The sequence below is a fragment of the Achromobacter sp. RTa genome (genome assembly GCF_000757485.1).
Taxonomy (GTDB): Bacteria; Pseudomonadota; Gammaproteobacteria; order Burkholderiales; family Burkholderiaceae_B; genus Achromobacter.
Genome location: NZ_JPYO01000024.1, coordinates 1 through 1556, shown reverse-complemented (window position 1 = coordinate 1556; position 1556 = coordinate 1). Strand labels below are relative to the sequence as shown.

2 protein-coding genes are annotated in these 1556 nt (G+C 66.6%); both read left to right on the top strand.

Going from position 1 to position 1556, the window contains the following annotated elements:
* The coding region (aceF, locus tag JL37_RS08075; RefSeq protein ID WP_043543191.1) for a dihydrolipoyllysine-residue acetyltransferase at nucleotides 1–1373 on the top strand (1373 nt) is incomplete at its 5' end.
* A gap of 12 nt (nucleotides 1374–1385) precedes the next feature.
* Nucleotides 1386–1556, top strand: a 171-nt coding sequence (locus JL37_RS29975; RefSeq protein ID WP_304413495.1) for a biotin/lipoyl-containing protein, incomplete at its 3' end; no start/stop codon positions are given.

The following is a 1556-nucleotide window of genomic DNA, read 5'->3' as shown; positions in this document are numbered from 1 at the left end:
ACACCCAAGCCAAGCCAGCGCCCCAAGCCGCCGCCAGCCAGGTGTCTGACACCCCCAAGAACAACAGCACCGGCCCCGTAGAAATCCAGGTTCCCGACATCGGCGACTTCAAGGAAGTGGAAGTCATCGAAGTCATGGTCGCCGTGGGCGATACCATCAAGGCCGAGCAGAGCCTGATCACCGTCGAGTCCGACAAGGCCTCGATGGAGATCCCGGCTTCGCAGGGCGGGGTGGTCAAGGAAGTGAAGGTCAAGGTTGGCGACAAGGTCGCCAAGGGCTCGGTCGTGGTCGTGGTCGAGGGCAGCGCGCCTGCCGCGGCGGCGCCGGCCGCCAAGGCCGAGGCTGCTCCCGCGCCGGCGGCCAAGGCCGAAGCCGCCCCGGCTTCGGCGCCTGCCGCGCCCGCGCAGCGCCCGGCCCCGACCGCCGCGCTCGAAGACGCCGGCCTCAAGCCCGGCCAGCTGCCGCACGCTTCGCCGTCGGTACGCAAGTTCGCCCGCGAACTTGGCGTGAACCTGAGCAAGGTCAAGGGCAGCGGTCCGAAGGACCGCATCACCGCCGACGACGTGCGCGGTTTCGTCAAGCAGGCGCTGGCCGCCGGCCCGGCGGCCGCCTCCGCGGGCGGCTCGGCCGATGGCGCCGCGCTGGGCCTGCTGCCGTGGCCGAAGATCGACTTCACCAAGTTCGGCCCGATCGAAGCCAAGCCGCTGTCGCGCATCAAGAAGATCTCCGGCGCGAACCTGCACCGCAACTGGGTCATGATCCCGCACGTCACCAACAACGACGAAGCGGACATCACCGACCTGGAAGCGCTGCGTGTCACGCTGAACAAGGAAAACGAGAAGTCGGGCATCAAGGTCACGATGCTGGCCTTCCTGATCAAGGCCGTGGTCGCGGCCCTGAAGAAGTTCCCCGAGTTCAACGCCTCGCTGGACGGCGACAACCTGGTGCTCAAGCAGTACTACCACATCGGCTTCGCCGCCGACACGCCCAACGGGCTGGTGGTGCCGGTGATCCGCGATGCCGACAAGAAGGGCATCCTGCAGATCGCCCAGGAAATGACCGACCTGTCGAAGAAAGCGCGCGAAGGCAAGATCTCGCCCGCCGAAATGCAGGGCGGCTGCTTCTCGATCTCGTCGCTCGGCGGCATCGGCGGCACTTCGTTCACGCCCATCATCAACGCGCCCGAAGTGGCCATCCTGGGCGTCTCGCGCTCCTCGCACAAGCCCGTGTGGGACGGCAAGCAGTTCGTGCCGCGCCTGATCGTGCCGCTGTCGCTGTCTTATGACCACCGGGTCATCGACGGCGCCGCGGCCGCGCGCTTCAACGCCTATCTGGGCGCCTTGCTGGCCGACTTCCGCCGCATCGCGCTGTAAACGGGGAGCCCCATGAGCAATACCGTTCAAATCAAAGTGCCGGACATCGGCGACTTCAAGGAAGTGGAAGTCATCGAGGTGCTGGTCGCCGTGGGCGATACGATCAAGGCCGAGCAAAGCCTGATCACTGTCGAATCCGACAAGGCCTCGATGGAGATCCCGGCCTCGCAGGGCGGGGTGGTG